Source organism: Oribacterium sp. FC2011, assembly GCF_000701645.1.
GTDB lineage: Bacteria > Bacillota > Clostridia > Lachnospirales > Lachnospiraceae > Oribacterium.
The window spans coordinates 73,526-93,033 of record NZ_JNJM01000002.1 but is presented as its reverse complement, the minus strand read 5'-3'; the positions used below and the strand labels follow the sequence as shown (position 1 = coordinate 93,033).

General features: G+C 45.1%; 15 protein-coding genes. 3 read left to right on the top strand and 12 right to left on the bottom strand.

All coding sequences use genetic code 11. The features are described 5' to 3' along the window. Positions 1-243 precede the first annotated feature (243 nt). Entirely contained in the window at positions 244-1,212 is a 969-nt protein-coding gene (locus T357_RS0101780) for a 3'-5' exoribonuclease YhaM family protein (protein ID WP_031548040.1), read from the bottom strand. Positions 1,213-1,395: 183 nt separating this feature from the next. Then, a complete protein-coding gene (locus tag T357_RS0101775) occupies positions 1,396-2,754 on the bottom strand; it encodes a S1C family serine protease (RefSeq protein ID WP_197027291.1) in 1,359 nt (452 codons plus the stop codon). A gap of 290 nt (positions 2,755-3,044) precedes the next feature. Here T357_RS0101775 and T357_RS0101770 point away from each other — a divergent pair, with 290 nt between their 5' ends. Then, entirely contained in the window at positions 3,045-5,537 is a 2,493-nt protein-coding gene (locus tag T357_RS0101770) for an endonuclease MutS2 (protein ID WP_242840045.1), read from the top strand. Positions 5,538-5,546: 9 nt separating this feature from the next. Next, positions 5,547-6,299 carry a response regulator transcription factor gene (locus T357_RS0101765; RefSeq protein WP_031548034.1) on the top strand — a complete coding sequence of 251 codons (753 nt, stop codon included), beginning with the start codon at positions 5,547-5,549 and terminating at the stop codon, positions 6,297-6,299. 290 nt (positions 6,300-6,589) lie between these two features. On the opposite strand, the gene T357_RS0101760 is transcribed toward T357_RS0101765, so the two are convergent. From T357_RS0101760 to T357_RS0101730, 7 genes are all read right to left on the bottom strand, one after another. Continuing rightward, entirely contained in the window at positions 6,590-7,993 is a 1,404-nt protein-coding gene (locus tag T357_RS0101760; protein ID WP_031548033.1) for a HAMP domain-containing sensor histidine kinase, read from the bottom strand. 176 nt (positions 7,994-8,169) lie between these two features. Beyond that, the gene (locus T357_RS0101755) at positions 8,170-9,123 is read right to left on the bottom strand and encodes an ROK family glucokinase (RefSeq protein WP_031548031.1); all 954 of its coding nucleotides are present in this window, start codon (positions 9,121-9,123) and stop codon (positions 8,170-8,172) included. Between the two features lie 146 nt (positions 9,124-9,269). Continuing rightward, positions 9,270-10,547: a DUF5711 family protein gene (locus T357_RS0101750; RefSeq protein ID WP_031548029.1), complete on the bottom strand. Its 1,278-nt coding sequence runs from the start codon at positions 10,545-10,547 to the stop codon at positions 9,270-9,272. 112 nt (positions 10,548-10,659) lie between these two features. Then, entirely contained in the window at positions 10,660-11,580 is a 921-nt protein-coding gene (locus T357_RS0101745) for a nucleotidyltransferase family protein (RefSeq protein ID WP_031548027.1), read from the bottom strand. A gap of 27 nt (positions 11,581-11,607) precedes the next feature. Then, positions 11,608-12,762 carry a hypothetical protein gene (locus T357_RS0101740; protein WP_031548026.1) on the bottom strand — a complete coding sequence of 385 codons (1,155 nt, stop codon included), beginning with the start codon at positions 12,760-12,762 and terminating at the stop codon, positions 11,608-11,610. A gap of 144 nt (positions 12,763-12,906) precedes the next feature. After that, positions 12,907-14,157 (bottom strand): GH25 family lysozyme, encoded by a 1,251-nt coding sequence (locus tag T357_RS19850; protein ID WP_049962204.1) that lies wholly within the window; start codon positions 14,155-14,157, stop codon positions 12,907-12,909. A 421-nt stretch (positions 14,158-14,578) separates the two neighbouring features. Next, a complete protein-coding gene (locus T357_RS0101730) occupies positions 14,579-15,952 on the bottom strand; it encodes a sodium-dependent transporter (RefSeq protein ID WP_031548022.1) in 1,374 nt (457 codons plus the stop codon). A 485-nt stretch (positions 15,953-16,437) separates the two neighbouring features. On the opposite strand from T357_RS0101730, the gene T357_RS0101725 reads away from it, so the two are divergent. Next, positions 16,438-16,737, top strand: coding sequence for an ArsR/SmtB family transcription factor (locus tag T357_RS0101725; RefSeq protein WP_031548020.1), 300 nt, complete (start codon positions 16,438-16,440; stop codon positions 16,735-16,737). A 251-nt stretch (positions 16,738-16,988) separates the two neighbouring features. Here T357_RS0101725 and T357_RS20745 read toward each other — a convergent pair whose 3' ends face one another. From T357_RS20745 to T357_RS0101710, 3 genes are all read right to left on the bottom strand, one after another. After that, entirely contained in the window at positions 16,989-17,786 is a 798-nt protein-coding gene (locus T357_RS20745; protein WP_242840044.1) for a C40 family peptidase, read from the bottom strand. A gap of 203 nt (positions 17,787-17,989) precedes the next feature. Further along, positions 17,990-19,030: a L,D-transpeptidase gene (locus T357_RS0101715; RefSeq protein ID WP_197027290.1), complete on the bottom strand. Its 1,041-nt coding sequence runs from the start codon at positions 19,028-19,030 to the stop codon at positions 17,990-17,992. Positions 19,031-19,111: 81 nt separating this feature from the next. Then, positions 19,112-19,318 carry a hypothetical protein gene (locus tag T357_RS0101710; protein ID WP_031548014.1) on the bottom strand — a complete coding sequence of 69 codons (207 nt, stop codon included), beginning with the start codon at positions 19,316-19,318 and terminating at the stop codon, positions 19,112-19,114. Positions 19,319-19,508 lie beyond the last annotated feature (190 nt).

Here is a 19,508-nt window from a genome sequence, read left to right as displayed (position 1 = left end):
CTACCCTCTTTATATAAAATCCCACTATACACGAATCCTTGCGGATTCTTCTGAACCGCTCTAAGCCGCGTGGCTCCCACGATTAAAAAGCAAATCGTGGGCTCTCAATAACCCTATAGGAAACATCGGCACGAAAGGATATATATATTAAGAAATTACATGAAAATAAATATTACAAAAATAGAATAGAATTCTTACACGATTAAAGAATAAATCATAAGGTATAAAAAAACGAGTCCTTTTTCAGGACTCGTTGCTTGTTCTTCTCATATTTGAATCGATAAGACGGTTAAATCCTATCCATCCGTCTCCTTCGGAAGCCTTTCCGTTTTTATCCGCCGCATCAAGAGCCTCTCTCATGGTCTCAAGCTTGGCATCAACATTGTCCGCAAAAGACAGTGCCATAGCCTCCATAAGTGCCGGCTTCTTTGGTGAACCAAACTCAAGCTCCCCATGATGAGCCAGGATACAGTGTCCAAGCTCCGCAGCAAGAGTTGGGGGGAACCCTTCGATACTGCCTGCGACTTCTGTTATCCTCTGGTATCCGATAACTATATGTCCGATAAGCTGACCTTCATCACTGTAATCATTTCTCGGAAATGCTGTAAGTTCCCTTACCTTACCGATATCATGGCAGAGAGCCGCAGTCACTAAAAGGTCTCTGTGAAGATCAGGATAGCGCTTGGCAAAATCATCGCATATACCGGCCACAGATAATGTATGCTCCGCAAGTCCTCCCACGTAACCGTGATGAACCGACTTTGCCGCACTGTGAAGCATAAATTTCTTATGAAAATCTGCATCCTCCATAAATATGATATTTAAAAGCTTATTGAGGTACGGATTCTTAACGGATTTTATAAACTGACTAAGGGATGCTTCCATCTCCGCAGCCGGTCTTGAAGACACCGGAAGGTAGTTCTTCGGATCAAATGATCCTTCCTTTGCAACTCTCAGTCTCTGAATACTTAACTGGTTGCTGCCGTTGTAAACAGTAACATTACCCTCTACATAAACATAATCCAGCACATCAAAATCACTGATTCCGGGAGAATTGGGCTCCCAGACCTTGGCATCTACCTGACCTGTTCTGTCCTGCAGGATCACATTGAGGTACTCTTTACCGTTTTTTGTAAGAGCTGCATTCTTTGTCTTTACGAGATATACGTCCGAAACCCTTGCTCCGTCATAAAAATTCTCGATAAATCTCATCCCCGGCGCACCGGCGGAATCTCCGTTCATTTCTTTAAAAAACTCGTTTATTTCCATACAATCTGTCTTTCTAATAAGTTAGGGTTTTGTTTATGAGTAGTTACCGCACTGAAAACCGATTCATTTTCGGGCGGGTATGCCGCTTACCGAAGCCGTGGCACGCTGCTCATACTATCATGTTTTTTATCTTCCCGCAACGGTCACCGAGAAATCAGCCTCCTGGTACCCCGATCCGTTTTGCCTTATGATAGTGATCACGGCCTGCTCTTCACCGGTCAGCTTCCTGAGTGCAGTTTCATAGTCAGAGATACTTTTGATCTCTTCATCATTTAACTTCACAAGAACGTCCCCATTCTGAATACCTGCATTATAGGCAGGAGAGTTTTTGACGCAGGACTGGATATACAGCCCCTCCTTCGGAAAATCCGCCTCAGTGATTTCATCGGTAATATCGGACGTGAGCTCCTGGGCTCTGATACCGAGATACGGATATCTCGTACCATTGGAGATGGTTTCAATCTCATCGATATAATCCGAAATACCCTTTATTCTGTGATAACCCTCTGCATCACTTTCATCCGAATCAAGCCATCCCACCAGCTCTCCGGCAGTATTTATAACAAAGCTGCCATACTTCGGGTCAATGTCTACATCTGCGATCATATCCTTAAAATAGCCGTCTACCTGGATCTCATCGTAGGAAACTGAAGCTACAGACCCCACGGTGGATGAACCGTAGGCTCCCGCAGGGGCTCCCACCGCAAGGATCATATCTCCCCTCTGAAGCATTGAAGAATCACCGATCTCTATGTTTTTGATAACCTGACTGTCCCTGAATGTAATGGTTGATAAAGGAACTGTGACTACCGCTATTCCATCCGTTTCATCAACAGCCTTAACTGAAGCGCTGTAGGTTCTGCCTCCATAGAATACCACCTCAATATCACCTGCATCCTTTAGAACCGAATCTGTTGTAAGGATAAGTATCTCCCCGGAGGTTCTGGCTATAATCACACCTGAGGCACTGCTTCCTGATTTTACATGCTCTCCAAAAAGGTCCGTATCTGTAACACGACTCCTGACCTCTGTGAGAGCATAATCCGCGCTGAGAGCCACCTTTTTCAATGTGTTGTTCAGGCGTTTGTAATCTTCGATATTGTACTCATAGTTACGTACTTCGTCCCTTACCACTTCTTCTATAGGTACAGTCTCAACGGCAGTATCCGTTTCCGGAGCTTCAGTAACCTCCTCTGTGGTTTCCGGCTCAGGGGATTCAGTAACCTCCTCTGTGGTTTCTGCCTCAGAAGGCTCGGTAACCTCCTCTGTGGTTTCTGACCCGATTTCAGTTTCCGGTTCAGTCTCCTCCGGCATTGATCCTGTCTCAAATTTAACCGTTTCCTGCTCTTCATTATGGAAAAAATCGGAAAACAACGGCCTTGTAGCCGCAAATGTTCCGGCGCTGAGTACACCAAATAAAAGTGCCGAAAAAGCAATCCTGATATAGTGCCTGGTCGTCTTTTTCCAGCCCTCTTTTCGTCCCACAATATTCTCTTTTATAAAGTCGTTTTCTCCCATAGCACTTATTATATACAACCTGTAGGATACACGCAAGAAAGTGCAAACGGAATTCCACCGGGTTATCCATCGGGAAAGGTTCTCGCCGGCGAGAACCTTCCCCGGTGGATAACCCGGCAGCACGAAAACCGACAGCTTTTAGTAAGTGGCAAAAGCCTTCCTCATTTGCTATACTGAATTGCATGAATGATAAAGCTTTAAACACATTGGAATTTAATAAAATAAAGGAACGCCTCGAGGGATATGCAAACTCTCCCATGGGTAAACATCTGGTCAAAGAGCTTTTGCCCTCTGTAGACATTAACGAAATCGAGCAGAATCTTCTGGAAACAGATGCTGCCCTGCTTCGTCTGGGGCTCCATGGCAATATCTCCTTCTCGGGAGTCAGAGATGTAAATGACAGTCTCAAACGACTTGATATCGCTGCATCTCTTTCCATACCGGAGCTCCTTCAGATAAGCGGAGTACTCACTGCCGCAGGCCGTGCAAAGGCCTATGCAAGAGACTCCGAGAAGGCACCTGAGGAAAAGAAACCTGTGCCGAGAGCTGTCCGGCTTAATGCTCACTACACGAAAAACCAGCCGGATCCTGAGAAGCTCAAGGACACTGTAGGCAAAGAAAGAATCCTTACGGATTCTTCTGAACCGCTCAAAGCCGCGCGGCTCCCACAATTAAAAATTGTGGGCAGTGATGACAGCCTTTCAGGCTACTTCAGAGACATTGAACCCCTCTCACCGGTTAATAAAGAAATCACCCGCTGTATCCTTTCCGAGGACACCGTTGCTGACGATGCCAGCGCCGGTCTTTTTTCCGTGCGTAAAAAGAAGCACGTATACGAGGAGCGCATACACACTTCTCTCAACAGCATTCTCAACAGCTCGAGATCAATGCTTCAGGACGCAGTCATCACCATGCGTGACGGACGTTACTGTCTTCCGGTAAAGGCAGAGTATAAATCAAGCTTTCAGGGCATGGTTCACGACCAGAGCTCAACGGGGTCAACATTATTCATAGAGCCCATGAGCATCGTGAAGCTCAACAATGACATTAAGGAACTGGAGGCAGAAGAAAAGAAGGAAATCGAGAAGGTTCTGGAGACCTTATCCGGATCCCTCATGCCTCATACAGAAACCATAAGAAATGATATCGCAATTCTGGCACATCTGGATTTTGTTTTTGCAAAGGCAAAATTTGCAGAGTCCATGCATGCCACCATGCCGAAGCTTAACGATAAGTACTACATTTCCATCCTTAACGGACGGCACCCGCTTATCGATCCAAAGAAGGTTGTACCAACCACCGTTTATCTCGGTAAGGAATTCGACATGCTGGTTATCACGGGTCCCAACACCGGCGGTAAAACCGTTTGCCTCAAGACCATAGGTCTTTTTCAGCTCATGGGACAGTCCGGACTTTTCATCCCGGCTTCCGAGGGCTCCGAGCTTTCAGTTTTTGAAGAAATTTTCGCAGATATCGGTGACGAACAGTCTATCGAACAGAGCCTGTCCACCTTCTCTGCGCACATGACGAATACAGTTAAGATACTTGAAAAAGCAGACAGTCACAGCCTTTGTCTCTTCGACGAGCTTGGTGCCGGAACCGACCCTACGGAAGGTGCCGCCCTTGCCATGGCAATACTTAATTTCCTTCACAACATGAAGACCAGGACTGTTGCCACCACCCATTATGCGGAAATAAAGGTTTACGCTCTCTCAACTCCCGGTGTTGAAAATGCTTCCTGCGAGTTCGATGTGACAACATTGAGCCCCACTTATCGACTGCTCATAGGTATCCCGGGCAAGTCCAATGCCTTCGCCATATCACAGAAGCTGGGACTTCCGGCTTACATCATCGATGATGCAAAGAGCCGCCTCGAGAAAGAGGACGTTAAGTTTGAAGATGTCATCGCGAGTCTTGAAGAAAGCCGCGTAACCATAGAGCGTGAAAAACAGGAGATCGAACGCTATAAGGCCGAGATTGAAGAATACAAGAGACGTGCAAGAGAGAACTCCAAGGGTGTCGAAAAAGGACGTGACAAGATACTCCAGAAGGCCCGTGAGGAAGCCTCCCAGATTCTTCAGGACGCAAAGGAAACCGCAGACAGCATAGTCAAGGAACTGAGACGTCAGGAGCAGAACGGTGCCGCCACCCTTGAAGCTGAGAAGACACGTTCTGCCCTGAACAAAAAGCTGAAGGATACCCAGGCAAGCATGTCAGTATCCCAGAAGATCAAGGGGCCGTCAAAGCCTGTTTCCGCAAAGAGCCTTCGCATCGGCGATACCGTTCATGTTGCATCCATGGATATCAATGCTACAGTATCCACGCTTCCGGATCATAAAGGAGAGCTTTATGTAACCGCCGGAATCATTCGCACCAAGGTATCCGTAAGGGATATAGAACTTGTGGACACCGGCAAGGTAACCGGTCCCGGACTTGAAAATATGGGCAGGAAAAAGAAAGGCAGCACATCCGGCGGAGATATCCGCATGCAGAAGACCATGGGCATATCTCCGGAGATCAATCTCATCGGCATGACCACAGCCGAAGCCATTCCCGAGCTCCAGAAATATCTGGATGATGCTTATCTTTCTCATATTCCGCAGGCCCGTGTGGTCCACGGACGCGGAACCGGCGCCCTCAGGAAGGCAGTTCACCAGCAGCTTAAAAAGCTGAAGTACGTTGAGTCTTTCCGTCTCGGAGAGTTCGGCGAAGGTCAGGATGGTGTTACCATAGTGGTGTTTAAGAAGTGAGGTGGGGAAATGGCTGAAAAACAAAGAATTATGATTGTAGATGATGACTCTAATATTTCAGAGCTCATCTCCTTATATCTCGAAAAGGAAATGTTCGACACCATGTGTGCCGAAGACGGCGAAGAGGCTCTCAGGCTCTTTCCTGAATATAAACCGAATCTTGTGATCCTTGATCTCATGCTTCCCGGCATCGACGGCTATGAAGTGTGCAGAAGACTTCGCGCCGCAAGTCAGGTTCCGGTGATCATGCTTTCCGCAAAGGGCGAAACCTTTGACAAGGTACTTGGACTTGAGCTTGGGGCTGATGATTACATGATAAAGCCCTTTGAATCCAAAGAGCTTGTAGCTCGTGTAAAGGCTGTTCTCAGAAGATATCAGCACGAACAGGAGCTTACTACTTTGACAGCAGCAGATTCATCACGCAGCCATGCCGTCAGCGAAGGTGAAGAAGCACTTCGCAGCGGAAACTACATAGAGTATACGGATCTCATCATCAATAAAACAAATTATTCCGTATTCTATAAAGGACATGCCGTAGAGATGCCGCCAAAAGAACTGGAGCTTCTGTTCTTCCTTGCTTCATCTCCGAATCAGGTTTTCACCCGTGAACAGCTGCTTGACCACATATGGGGCTACGAGTTCGCCGGTGACAGCCGCACCGTGGACGTTCACATAAAGCGCCTCCGCGAAAAGATCTCCGGCAACATGGAATGGGAGATCTCCACTGTCTGGGGCATCGGGTACAAGTTCCGGGTGGGGTGAAACCGGATAGTAGTGAAATGGTACAGAAAATGCAAGGGACGTGTGACGGCCCACGAGATAGCAATGAGAAAATGCCATTAGAATGCGCTACGCGCAGGCATTTTCGTTTGATTTCGGCTTATGCCGAAACAGCCTCGCCGGCTGGGGCATCAGCATTTCTTACGAAACGCTGATAAATACTCGCAAGCCTTGCCACCCATCCCTTGCATTTTCTTCACATTTTCTCTAAATATACTGAAATCCACCGGAGGATAGTTCTCGAAGATGAGAACCGTCTCGGTGGATTATTCTTATTCCGGATAGTAAGCGACAGGCAATGTGAAAACAAATTCCGTACCAACACCCTCGGTGGAGATGCAATCGATGTTTTCGCCATGGGCGTTTATAATTGATTTTACTATGCTGAGGCCCAGACCGGTGCCGTGTTTATCCTTGCCTCTTGACTGGTCAGCTTTATAGAATCTGTCCCAGATTTTCTGTACGTCTTTTTTGGGGATACCGATACCGGTATCTTTTACCGAAATAAATACTTTGCTGCCTCTGGATCCCGTAGTGATCTTTATGGAGGACTTCGGATTGCTGAATTTCAGGGCATTATCGATAAGGTTATAAAGAACCTGCTGGATCTTCGGGTAATCCCCATAGACCATTTCCTTCTTTTCCGCAAAAGTCAGCTCAAAGACTATTTCTTTTTGCTGACAGGTCATTTCAAAGCTGGCACAGACATCTCTTATAACTCTGTTAATGTCAAAGTTTGTCCTACTGAGGAACCCCTTTTTATCAAGAGTACCAAGATTAAGCATTGACCTGGTAAGCTTTGTCAGCCTCTCTGTTTCGGAAATAAGTCTCCTGAGATACTTTTCCTCAAGCTCCTTTGGAACAGTTCCGTCAAGTATAGCCTCAAGATATCCCTTTATGGATGTCAGAGGAGATCTGAAATCGTGGCTGACATTAGCGATAAACTGCTTCTGATAGTCATCAGCTTTTGATATCTCATCCGACATGAAATTAAGAGTCTCCGCAAGATAACCCATTTCATCTCTTGACTTCGTTTCTATCTTATAGCTGTAATCTCCGGCCGCATATTTAGTCGCTCCAATGGTTATCTTATTAAGTGGTCTGTAAACAATGATATAGAACACCACCAGAATGAACAGCGACAAAATAAATATAATGAGTGCAGTTATGTAAACGATATTCAAAATTTCATACTGGGACGAAAGGATATTGTCTATGGAATTATGAATGATCACATAGCCGCTGGTCACATATGCCCTGGTCACGGGTGCCATAACAGTAAGAACTTCCGACTGAAACATGTTATGATAGGTTCCAACCTCATACCTTGCTCCGGTACGGGTAGTATCAAAGGCCTCTATCTGCTGTCCCTTGTATCCTTCCTTGCCCGCATCACTGAGGATCACACCATTACGATCCACAATCCAGATATCTGCATCCAGGAAGGTGGAGACTGCGTTCATCTGTTCGGTAACCACCGCTTCACTGAGACTCGTATCCTTTGTTTCAGAGTAAGTTGTGGCAATGAGGGTTGCCTCACTGTAGAGACTGTTGGCCCTCTCCTGAACCAGATACCGATAAGTAAGCCTGGAGGACAGAATGGCCACAACAGAGAAGCCCAGCACACCAAATATGATATATGCCGCTATGAATTTTAAAAATAACGATTTCTTCACTGTTTCTTCACCTTATATATTCTCTGTCTTCTCCTGCAAACAATGAACCACCCGGGAAGGTTCTCAACCGTGAGAATCCCCCCTCGGTGAAGTTTAAACTAATAACAGGGAAACACTGATGAGATCAGCATTTCCCTGAACATAAACATTCCGTCCCAGTTGAATTACCCGGTGAATTATTCATTACCAAGTACAAGTCTTGCACTTCCGTAAATTCCCGCATCGTTTCCGAGAGTTGCCAAAGTGATATCTGCCTTTTTGTTTAAGAGCGGTGTTAATTCTTCATAATACTTCCTGGTCACATCAACAAGATACTGACCTGCCTTTGAAACTCCTCCGCCTATTACGAAAAGCTCAGGATCGGTTATCATTGATACCTGTGCCATTACAAGAGCAAGGTACTTAAGACTTGTTCCGAGGCTCTTAACTGCGAGAGGATCTCCTGCCTTTGCACAGTCACAAACATCCTTGGCTGTAAGTCCGTCTCCGAAATCTCTCATTGTAGAAGGCTCCTCTGAAGCCGCAAGAGTACGTTTTGCCTCGCGAACGATACCTGTTGCACTTGCAACCTGCTCGAGGCATCCGTGACCACCGCAGTTGCACTGCTCAGGTTCTCCGTCTCTTACATGGATATGACCGATCTCAGCTCCTGCTCCATGAACCCCCGGAATGATGTGTCCGTCAATGATGAGACCGCCGCCTACACCGGTTCCCAAAGTCACCATAAGTAGATTGCTGTGACCTTTTCCGCCGCCCTGCCACATTTCGCCAAGGGCCGCAACATTGGCATCATTTCCTGCCGCACATCTGATATTTCCGCCCATAAGCTCTCTCATTTCCTTTGCAGGATAATGTCCATGCCAGCCAAGGTTCACGCATACATGAACGTAACCATCGGGCTGCACAGGGCCCGGAACTCCGATTCCGATTCCCTCGATATCATCAAGCTCAAGCTTCTTTTCAGCCATATGAGCCTTTATTGAATCCGCTACATCAGGAAGAATATATTTTCCTTCCTCTTCTTTCCTTGTTGGTACTTCCCAATTATCGATAAGTACACCATTGATAGCAAAAATGCCGCACTTAACTGTAGTACCTCCAACATCTACACCAACAACATACTGATTCATACTATCTCCTCCATTTTGAAACACCGATCCATTTTGATTGATTTTCTAATGGACCGGCTAAATCTTTCAACACCCATGCCCCCTTACCGGCATTTTTATGTGTATAAGTACTATACACTAAGACGGTATAGTACTGTAAGACTTATTTATTTTATTTTTACAGATTCCACCAGACTCGAGCTCCCCACAAGAACATCCATTCCTAAAGGGGTTGTGAGTTTTCCGGTTCCTCTGACCTTGGAAACCGTAATATCCAGATTCTCATCGAACTTGATATTTCCACTCATATCGTAGATTCTCAAACTCTTGTCATTGTATAAGAATACTTTATCTCCGTCTATATCAAATCCTGACATATTGAATGAAAAAGCTGTACTGAACACAGTCTGTCCGTTTGATCTGTAAACCGTCAGTTTGTAAGCTTCCTGAACATTTTCGTCTGAGTTCAATGTCACAACGCCGACATAGTCTCTGGAATAGGCTATGGCACGCATGGTCTCGGGTATTGCAACATTATTCACAAGCTCAGGACTTGTGAGCACCTTTGTGCTGAAAAATGCTATACCACCGTCATAAAATGCCTGTGCATAAGTATCATCGGAGAAGTGAACTCTTCCTGTAAGATGTCCCGTAAAATCTTCTGTGAATCCACCTACAACACGATTATTTCCTGCATTCTGACCTATCTCATCGAAATTATAAAAAATAATCTTGTTCTGAATTGTGCCTCCTTCAAGTGAAACAAACGAGACCATAAGCTCTGTTCCATCCGGCGAAACACTTATGTCTACAGGATATCCATCACCCGACAGGATTGATTTGATGCTAATGTCAAGGGCCGCACCATCTCTGGTAAATACAGTTATGTGGCTTGCTGCCGAATCTTCTATAAGTGCATATACAACTCCGGTACCTGAAACCGAAAGCTTGCTTATGGGAAGGTGCGTCTCTGCCTGCCCTGTAGTACCGGAAGAATTCATTATAAAGAGGGTGGTCTTACCCTGATCTCCGATAGCACAGTAGTCACCGTTCACAGTGGCATAGGGATGACTCATTTCATAAGCCTGATTCCACATTGTCTTTCCGGCAGAATTGATATAGGAAGCTCCGTCTCGTGTTACCTTCAGTAAACCATCTGCATAAATGTAATATTCCTCATAATCCGAGTCAATGGCGCCTTCCTGTGCCGTAAAGTCAACTGTCCAGTTCACGCTGAAATCCCGGAATTGCCGGTGAGCAAGGTAAAATCCTCCTGCAGCTATCACCATGACAGTTATCATAATAAGCAAAAACACCAAGAAACGACGGGGCCTTCTGCCCTGTCGCTCTTCGTGTTTCTTATATTCACGCTCCCGGAGAGTCTCTGTATCAACGACTCTCCTCCTGAGCTCATTCTTTCTGTTTTCTCTATATGAATCAGCCATTAAAACCTATGTTCCGTTTCACTTTTTTTAGTGCCTCTGCCGGCACTATATTTAAGACAACAACATTGGTTCAATGTTTCCTGATAACAGAAACACTGATCAATGGGTCTTCTCAGAAAAGACTGGCAGGATAAACTCCCTTGTCCACAAGATCCTTAAGGGATTTCTGAACGGCTTCCTTATCTTCTGCATAAGTAACACCAAACCACTTGTCGCGATCCTTAAGAACTCTTACTGTTGCCTTTCCTTCCTGCATAAGACCGCTTATCTCCTGAGGAAGCAGATACTCTGACTTCATCTCTTTTCCATTCTTATCAAGCCATGCAGGGAAGTTTTCAATGAGTGTATCCAGGAACTTCTCCGGAAGACCGAACATGTTCATGGAAACAATGGCATCACCGTCAACTCTTACTTCATTTCCGTTTGCATCACTTCCTACAAGGCTTCCGTCAGCACGCTTCTCGATATCATAGGTTTCGTTGATCTCCTTAAGATAATCATTCTCACCCATTCTGCATACACCACGGTTAACGGTACCGTTGTCTGAAAGCGTATTTCCAACGATGTAGCCTGCCATACAGATATCAAAGGCAGAAGCATTATCATCCATCTGATTTACAAGATAATCATGGATGAGCTTAAAGCCTTCCTTGCCATAAAAATCGTCGGCATTGATAACCGCAAACGGGCAATCGATGAGATCACGAACCTGGATAAGAGCATGAGCTGTTCCCCAGGGCTTTGTGCGTCCCTCCGGAACCGAATATCCCTCAGGAAGCTTGTCTATCTCCTGGAAAGCATACTCGCACTTTGCCACCTTTTCGATACGGTTTCCGATTATCTCTCTGAAATCCTTCTCGATATCTTTTCTTATAATGAAAACTATCTTATCAAATCCTGCTTCGATGGCATCATGAATCGAATAATCCATGATGATCTCTCCGCTTGGTCCCAGTTTTGCAAGCTGTTTGATCCCGCCGCCAAAACGTGAACCAAGTCCTGCCGCCATAATTACAAGTGCTGTTTTCTTCATTACCTATCCTCACTTACGTTATTAAAATTAGAATCCAAGCCAGGCTCCGTCAGAACCCACATGTTTTCCATCCGGTGTAGTAGTATCTGTCAGCATAGCGCCATAATCATCACCAAACTGATCATTGAAATAATACCACTTATCATTTATCTTCCACCAGCCAACGAGCATTGCGCCCTTTGTTGAACCCTCTTCGGTATTCAGAAGATACCATTTTCCATCTGCTCTCTGCAACCCCGTAAGCATCGCTCCGTTTGGTCCGAGGAGATATCTGTTAACGCCATCCGGGCATATCCATCCGGTAAGGAACACTCCGTCCTTACAATAGTACCAGTCATTCATATACTGCATCCAGGTGCCTTCTGACGAGTTGGTGGTTCCCGGACCATTCTGAAGATTGAATCCCGGTCCGAATACATTCTCCGCACTGTTCTTAACCGTTGCGGTAGAAGATGATGTAGTCAGTGAATTGGATCTTGCCACAGGAATATTAAAAATATACTCCGATTCACTCTTGTCGTCATCTATTCCGCCATCACTTCTTACATATTGAGAACTTGCGATAAATTTTCCACCGTCTCCGCTGGCCTGTGCCTGTACCGAAATATAATTAAGGGAACGGTCATTGGAATTATAACTCGAAATGCTCACTTTATGTTTGGTATTGGTAACCGACGTGTGAGTTTCGTGGTCATCGCCATTGCTGTCTTCCCAGTAAATATAGACGGAATATTTATCTGCATAGTCAACCTTATCCCAGGTTATCTCATTCCCGCTTTCCGAAAAATTAGTCGGATTTTTCAGTACGTAGAAGGGGAATGTTGTCGCCTTGACACGTATACTCTGGCTGTTTCTTGAAAGAATGCTTACAGAGGTCGCAGCACTCACTTCCACAGCACAATTGTCAGAGAAGGTAAACCCCTCTGCAGGATGGATGTCCATGGTATAAGTATAGGCCATTTTCGGTTTGTTGCTGGTTCCGGATATACTGTAATCATAGATAAAATATGTGCTGTCGTATGTACCGGGCTCCTCGCCGCTGGACATCTCACCGGCGCTCATGGTACTTTCATTGTCCGGTGACAGATTCAGTCGTACAGTACTTACCTCACCTGCCAGTGATGATAATGCAAATGCAGTCACAAAAGCCGTTGTGGTTAATAAAATACTACGTAGCTTCATCTATGTTTGCTCCTTTCAAAAAGCATCTTATATTTTAACATATTTTTTCTGTTCTTCAATTTATATCGACCATATAACCGTAGTCATAATGTCAAAAATCACAAAAAGCCCTACGGATTTCTTAATCCATAGAGCTTTTTAATCTTAGCCTTGTGCTGTTTCGACAGCCTCAACTATCTGTAGTGCATAATTTTCATTTGCAACAGGGGTTTCGGTGGAGCCCATCACATTGTTCTCAACTGCTTCTGTACCCCTCACAGGACCGTCAGCGGTTATCTCGGTGCCGTTGAATCCCGTCGTAGTGTCCGTTGCAGATGCAGCTGTTGTCTCACCTGTCGTCGATGTTATTCCACCTGCTGCAGTTGTCATTCCACCTGCTGCAGTTGTCTCACCTGTCGTAGACGCTATTCCACCTGCTGCCAATGTTTCTCCCGTCGACGCTGTCGCTCCTCCTGTCGGCGGTATTGTAACCGAGACACTTGCACCGGTGGATTCGCCTACAACCGGAACCTGAGGTCCCGTTGTCGTACCGGCAGCTTCGGTAACTTCAGGAGTTCCTGCTGCTGTTGCTGAAGTTTCAAAGATATTACCATGAGCCACGCCATTGGAACCTCCGTAAGGTTTTACGGAAAACTCTGTGGTAACGTAACCCTTGATTCCATTGACCGTTCCCTTTTCGCTGGACTGCCAGATTGTGGTAGCGGCACCGTAAACAGGTCTGTAAACCTTATCTGAAGGATAGGAAGCATACCACACATCATAAGGAATCTGTGACAGATTCATATGCTTTGTAAGCCAGGTCTTGTTGGCATAAACGATAGGTATGTATCCCGCCTGAGTCATAGCCTGACAATAATAGTTGATCATGGCTGTCATGTCATCTGCCGTGGCGCCACCCTCAAGCATCTTATTTACCTCTACGTCATAAGCCACAGGATACTGTAAAGTGATTCCCTGAAGCATCTGAAGCGTCAGCTCAGTCTCCGCCTTTGTATCCTCAAGATTCTGCGCGGTTGAACAAAGATAAACTCCCACCTTGATGCCGGCAGCCTGAGCGCCCTGAATATTAACATAAGCATACGGATCCATAGTTGTACCGTAAGCAATACGAATCATAACAAAATCCAGCCCATCGGCTTTGGCCGCCTGCCAGTCAATGTCTCCATCCATATTCTGGAACTTGGAAACCTCGGTACCCTTCTCAATATATGTAAATGTTGAACCGTCTTCATTAACAAAGCCATGCCACCAGTCGGTACTTGTATCCCCCGTAACAGAAGCCGTGACCGTTGTCTCCACCGCAAGCGCGCTAATGCTTCCGCCGAAAGCCCCCATGGCCACCATCGCCGCCGTAAGCGCCGCCGCCACTGTTTTTCTATATCTATATAAACTCATATAACTTCTCCGATCTTTTATGAAGTCCCACTTTTCCATGACAACAGTAAAGCTTCCACCACCTATCGTCGTAGACCTAGGATACCAACAGACTGCAATCTATTCAATAGATGTGAAAGAAGCTTAAATAAATGACAGAATTTTGAAAGCAACCCTTCAACCGTATATAGAAAGGCCGGAGCCGGTGGGCATCCATCTAAAGCCGTGAAGCTGAGTCGTGAAAAATCAAAATCGGACCCCTTAGAACCACTTGGTTCCTTTTTCCTTAGACCCCTCGCCAAGTCAGATGTTGTCATAAAGAGAACTCTGACATTGGCGAGGGCCTAGTGGTTCTTAGGGGTCCGATTTTAGATTTTTCCGACGAAGCGCCTCGGCTTTAGATGGATGCCCACCGGCTCCGGCCGCCCTTCCGGGATAAAACTTACATGCTTATAAGTCCAAATACACTCGCCACTGACGAGAACAGAATGATCACTACAAAGAATGGGCACAGATACTTTATCATAAAGTCAAACACCGGCTTACGACGGAATCTCTGCCCGTTAAGCATTACCTCTTCAGCGATTTTATCAATACCAACAACCCTCACGATAAGGAGGCAGGTACACATAGCCGCGATCGGCATCATTACAGAGTTTGTAAGGAAATCAAAGAAATCCAGGAACTGCATACCTATAACCGTAACCGCAGCAAGCGGTCCATAGCCAAGAGCTGACAATGTACCCAGCACCACCATGATGACACCTGTGAATACTGTTGCTCTTCTGCGGCTCCAGTGAAGCTCATCCTCAAAAGTTGAAACCGCTGACTCGCTGAGTGCGATAGCAGAAGTAAGTGCAGCAAAAAGAACCAGCACGAAGAAAAGAATTCCCATCGGTGTACCGAAGCCCATGCTTGCAAAAATCTTCGGCATGGTGATAAACATAAGTGATGGACCTGCTTTAAGATTCTCTGCTGCAGAGTCACCTGAGAAAGCAAATACTGCAGGAATGATCATTAAACCTGCCATGATCGCAATGCCTGTATCGAATATCTCCACCTGCTCGGTAGCTTCTTCGATAGAAACATCCTTCTTCATATAAGAACCGAAGGTCACAAGAATTCCCATTGCTATTGAAAGAGAATAGAACATCTGTCCCATGGCTGAAACCACTGTCATCCAGGAGAAGTTGTCCGGATTAGGTACCAGGAAATACAGAATACCGCTTACGGCACCGGGTCTGGTCATTGAATAACCTGCAATGATGACTGCAAGCACCACAAGTACGGGCATCATGAACTTCGAAACTCTCTCTATACCGTTCTCAACTCCAAAATAGATAACAAGGAGCGTCATAACAGAGAAGACAATAAAACATATCTCAACCTGCGGTCCGTTTGTGATAAAGTCTGTGAAAAAACCATCCTCCGCAAGCTTTACTGTTCCTCCCGGCATTAAATATTCAACCAGATAGCGGATTACCCAGCCACCGATAACACTGTAATAAGGAACGATAAGAATCGGTATGACAGCATTGATCCAGCCGCTCAGACTGAACTGCCAGCCATGGCCGAATTTGTTAAATGCTCCCACCGGGGATTTTTTCGTCATTCTGCCAAGGGCGGTTTCCGCCATGATCATGGTATAGCCAAAGGTCACCGCCAGAATGATATAAACCAGAAGAAAAATTCCTCCGCCGTATTTTGCTGCCAGATACGGAAATCTCCAGATATTTCCAAGTCCGACCGATGCACCGGCCGCCGAAAGTACATATCCAAGCTTACCGGTAAAACTGCCTCTTTTCTTTTTTTCCATTTTGAACCTCCCATGCCCGTCCCCTTTAACGTAAAGAACCCGGGAGCATTGACTCCCGGGAAACTGATCTTTTGATTCAATACGCAACTACAGGACAACACACTTCAACACTTTAAATTACACAATTAAAAAATATAGACATTTAATCCCTCAGTTGCAATTTCCTATTTTTTATATCTGGAGGGGAGAAATATAATCCACAGTAATATCCACTATTCCCCTTAAAATAATTATAAAATCACTTAAATTTGTCCACAAAATATGGATAAGTCTGTGTATAAGTATAAAATTTTTTAAATATTGCATAAATCATGTTGATAACTTTTTTGAATTCCACAAAATCGGGTAGAAATTTTTTCTCAGCCGACTTTCGCATTGTTGACACATGATATGGGTCAACCTTATGGCGAAATATATTTTTTTGACATTTTATAATGTCAATTTATAATTGAACCATGGGTAAAAAAAGAGATAACACGTTAATAATGCTTAAGGCACTGGCCAACGAAACCCGGCTTGATATTCTGAAATGGCTTACGGATCCGGATAAGTATTTTCCTGACCGCAAAGAACAAAATTTAGAAGACATTGACTTTACAGGAGGGGTCTCAGTCACTGACATTCAGAAAAAGACCGGCAAGGCCCAGTCCACCACATCACATGACCTTGACCTTCTGGTCAAGGCCGGTTTCCTTGAAGTCAAATACGAAGGCAGATACAGCTACTTCCGCCGTAATGATAAAACGCTGAAAAAGCTGGCAAAATATCTAAAAAATGAGGTATGACGTTAAATATGTAGGTCAGAGCCGGAGGGCAGCCCTTTATAAACGTTGAGCGAGGACGAGAAAAATCAACAAAGCCCCCCTTAGAACCACTTGATTCCTTTTTCCTTAGCCCCCTCGCCAAGTCAGATTTTTCATAAAGAAAATATCTGACATTGGCGAGGGTCTAGTGGTTCTTAGGGGGGCTTTGTTAGATTTTTCCGCCGCAAGCGACCCGTTTATAAAGGGCTGCCCTCCGGCTCTGACCTGTCTCATTACACCAGTCGTCTTATAGCCAATATTCTTTTGTATGTTGCGCTGTTAATAGTAATTCCATATCTGCTTCCGAGAGCCGATAAAAGTCTGCCCTCTCCCAGATATATTCCAACGTGTCCTGAATAACAAATGATATCACCGGGCTGAGCCTCATAGAGACTTCCTACCGCCACACCCACAGATCTCATCGCTGATGAGGAGTGAGGAAGGGAAATACCAAAGTTAGCGTAAACACTCATTACAAATCCCGAACAATCAGTTCCTGATGTAAGGCTGCATCCGCCATACCTGTAAGGATTACCTATAAACTGGCTTGCATACTGTGCCACCTTATCTCCAAGCGAATCCTTTTCTGTCACGGATGCCAATGCCTCTGCAGCTACAGATTCAGCATCAGGAATGCTGAGAGCAGCATCATCTGTTTCACCTGTGTTTGCTTCTGTTGATGAAACACCTTCTGCTATGGTTGATGTTTTTTCATTTAATGTACTGTTGCTGCTTGAATCCGTGCTTTCCGAAGAAACTGCTGCTTCCTGGATGGATGAAGCCGCTTCCTCTGTTGCCTTAAGTTTCTTTTCGTACTCTGCGTTTACAGTCTCCTCAAGTGCGGTATTGTCTCTGGTACGGTTTTCCGCAAAAGCCGGCACTGTAAACATTGTCAAAATCGTCATAACTGCGATAGTAGAGATCATGAGCTTTTTTGTATCCATGAAGTTGGATACAGAGATGCTTTCAACCATATTCATCTCTTTAGTCTTTGCTTCGCTACTACCAAATAATCTGTCTTTTAAATTCAAAAATAACCTCCGTTTTCACACAACGGAGGCTATTCTAAATATCAAATATGAACTCAAGGTGAAGATCTAATAAACAATGCTTACTATTTTCGAGCAAATTCTTATGAACGTAGTTACTAAATCATAAAAATTTTATAAAATGTTTCATTTTTGATATCACATTTTCTGTTTTAACAAAAATCATTTTCAGATTAATGGTTTTCTTAATCGCACACAACCACTACGGTTCCCTTACCGATGAGACCGTACAGAGCCTGCGCCCTGTCCCTCGGAAGATTGATACAGCCATGGCTTCCGTTTGAAAGGTAAATGTTTCCGCCGAAGGAGGATCTCCAGCTTGCATCATGAAGTCCGATGCCTCCATTGAAAGGCATCCAGTAATCTACATGTGACTCATAAGTAGGCTTTCCTGTACTGGAACTTATAGGTCCCTTCAAAACTCTGTTCGTTTCCTTGGAATAAACCGAAAATACACCCTTGGGTGTGGCTCTATCAGGATTTGTCTGAGTACCTGAAACTATAGGACTTTCCCAAACACAGTTGCCGCCCTGATAGTAGTAAGCATGCTGGGAGGCAATAGAAACCTCCACAAAGGTATCTCCCCACTGAGGCATCTGTCCACGGGCTGCTACAGAGGAATAAACCGGCTGTCTGACCACGGACTGAAGTGCCTGGATATTGGCAGTAAGGGCTGCCGTCTCTCCTGCAAGGTCAATATAATAACCGTAGCTTGTAGCAAGGGACTTCTGGGTTCCGTCCGCACTAAGCCAGGTCTGTACACCCTTTGTATCATAGGTATCCTTCAGGCCCTGAACATAAGCCGCAACCTGATTCTGATCAACATAAATGGATGAACCGTCATTTCCCGTAACCCAGGATGCAATGGTAAGTCCGTCAAGCACAACGGTTTCTCCCGTTGCCATCTGATATGTAACTGACATGCCATTTACTGAAGCAAGCTTCTGCCCTGTAACCATAGCTTCAAAAGGTGATGAAGCCGAAGCATTGATTGCAGCCATATTTATAGGTGAATTTACACCATTTACGGCATCAACTGCCTGCTGCGACTGAGCCGCCTTCATGGCATTGAGCTCTGCCTCAGAATACATTGGCGAATTGGGTGCCTCCACGCCCGCAGGTACATTCGCAGTAACGAAATTATCATTATCCGCAAAAGCAGAAACACTGAGTAAAGCGCTCAACGAAAGCGCCAGAATCGCAGAACGAAAAATCTGTTTAATCATAACCTTCTCTACCCCTCTGAAATCACGCCGTAATATAGGATAGCGCAACACCACAAGCATACCTCTTTTCTAAATATTTTGCTACGGAGAAATAGTAATATTTTTCATATTTTTAACAGCTCCACCGCTACATATTGTATGCAGGAGCAGGAGGGCATCCATTATAGGTACTCCTCCGTGAACCATAGCCCTGTCAGCCGCCCTCCCCACATTCTCACAGGCCCAGGGATTCCCCTTCATGTAGACCTTCTGCATATCTATAACCAGTACAAGATCTTCCTTTTTCATAATTTGTCTCCCATATTAAACTGTTTATTTCTATGATAATTGATTTTTCTCCAAAATATCTTCTTTTCAGAAAAAAAGGTGTATAATGATGTCAATTTTCAGATTTTCATCCCTATCTGACAGTATTGTCCTGTCAGGATGAGACATCTGCCCTGAGGGCTGAACATTGGCTCTCAAAATCAAAATAAAA